The sequence below is a fragment of the Rhodoblastus sp. genome (assembly GCF_041915505.1).
GTDB lineage: Bacteria > Pseudomonadota > Alphaproteobacteria > Rhizobiales > Beijerinckiaceae > Rhodoblastus.
In genome coordinates, this window is record NZ_JAYSBG010000515.1 from 1 (window position 1) to 1,691 (window position 1,691).

At 62.2% G+C, this 1,691-nt stretch carries 3 protein-coding genes; all 3 read right to left on the reverse strand.

Annotated features, from left to right (window positions below; all coding sequences use genetic code 11):
* A partial coding sequence (locus tag ACE3S9_RS19285) for an aldehyde dehydrogenase family protein (protein WP_374548094.1) occupies positions 1-405 on the reverse strand: 405 nt, incomplete at its 3' end.
* 31 nt (positions 406-436) lie between these two features.
* Positions 437-904: a DUF1097 domain-containing protein gene (locus tag ACE3S9_RS19290; protein ID WP_374548095.1), complete on the reverse strand. Its 468-nt coding sequence runs from the start codon at positions 902-904 to the stop codon at positions 437-439.
* Between the two features lie 76 nt (positions 905-980).
* Positions 981-1,691 (reverse strand): PQQ-binding-like beta-propeller repeat protein (locus tag ACE3S9_RS19295; RefSeq protein WP_374548096.1); only part of this gene is annotated, 711 nt, incomplete at its 5' end.

Here is a 1,691-nt window from a genome sequence, read left to right on the forward strand (position 1 = left end):
GATGATTTCGCCTTCGATGCGTCGCGCCCATTCGGCCATATAGTCGATGTAATCGGCGGTGAAATCCACCTCCACGCGCGCCAGGCTGAGCACCTTGCCTTGTTCGCGGGTGATGATTTCCGCCAGCCTTTCGCGGGCGCCGCGAATTTTTGCCGAGATCTGGCGGAGATAACCCGCGCGCTGGATCGCCGGCAACCTTTCCCAGCCTGGTTGCGCGCGCTTCGCGGCTGCGACGGCCTCGTCGACGGCGGCGTCGGAACTGTTCGGCGTCGCCGCCAGAAATTCCTGGGTGGCCGGGTTGAAGACTTCGACGCTGCCGCTTTCCGCATCGGAAAAGCGTCCGTCGATGAAGTTCCGATAGGTGTCGATGCCGCCATCGGCCGAATTGCGAAAATGCTCGTTCATGTGAATTCTCCCTGTGGAGCGAAATGTCGGATCAAGCGGGTCGGGCGATGGATTTGCCGAGAAATTCGGAGACATAGCCAAAAGCGACGCCCGCCATCCAGGTGATGGCGATGAACAAGGCGCTCGCGTCGAGCGGGCTCGATGAGCCGAAGAAGCAGGCCGCCCCGAGAAAGGCCGCGGGCGTGAAGGCGAGAGCCGGAATATCCGCCATGGCGACCAGCGCGAAAGCAAGGATCGTGACCAGGGCGACCAACGGCAGCAATCCGCCGCCCGCGACTTGCACGCCGAGCAAGGTCGCGAAGGTGAGGCCAATTCCCGCCAGCCCTGCGAAGCCCGCCTTGGGAATGGCTTGCGCGCCGCCTCCCGCCGCGAAATAAGCCGCCCACGCGACGAAGCCGATCCAGGGATTGAAATGCAGCGTTGGAACGCCGACGCTAAGATAGACCCAGGCGGCGACCAGCAAGGCGACGCTCAGGGCGATTGCATGCAGAATTTTCATAGGCGTCACCACTTTTGAAATCGCGGAAAGACTCAAGGTGACGTCGGGGCGGGCCACGCGAGCCCGCCCCGCCGCATCAGCCTTGCTTGGGAAGTTTGAACACCCAGATTGCGCCGCCCTGCGGGACGACGGTCTTGTGCGGCAGGACCGCATCGAAGGCGCCCTGCATGCGTTGGGCGTCGACGCCCCAGCCCGACTGCACGGCGACATATTGCTCGCCGTCGATTTCGAACGTGCTGGGCACGCCGGTCACGCCGGAATTCGTCGGGAAGTCCCAAAGCATGTCGCCGGTCTTGGCGTTGAAGGCGTGGAACTTACGGTCATTGGTGCCGCCGCCGAAGACGAGATCGCCGCCGGTGGTCAGCAAGGGGCCCCAGTTCATTTCCTTGTATTTATGCGTCCAGACTTGCTTGCCGGTGCTCAAGTCCCACGCCTGCACTTCGCCGACATGATCGAGCGCCTTGTCGTCCATTCGCACATTGGTCAGAATATTGCTCAGCGCAACGCCGATATAGAGCTTGCCGGCCTTGTAGCTGACCTTCTCGCCCGTGAGTTCGGAGCAAAGGTTGTTGTTGGCGGGGACATAGAGAAGCTTGGTCTGCGGATTATAGGCTTCGGGAACCCAGTCCTTGCCGCCCCAGAGCGAGGGGCAGAAATGCACGGTCTTTCCGGTGCCTGGCGTCTTGGACGGATCGTAGGTGGGACGTCCGGTCTTGGGATCGACGCTGGTGAAGACGTCCTGCCGGACGAAGGGCCAGCTTGCGACATAGCCGATGGAATCCGGCTT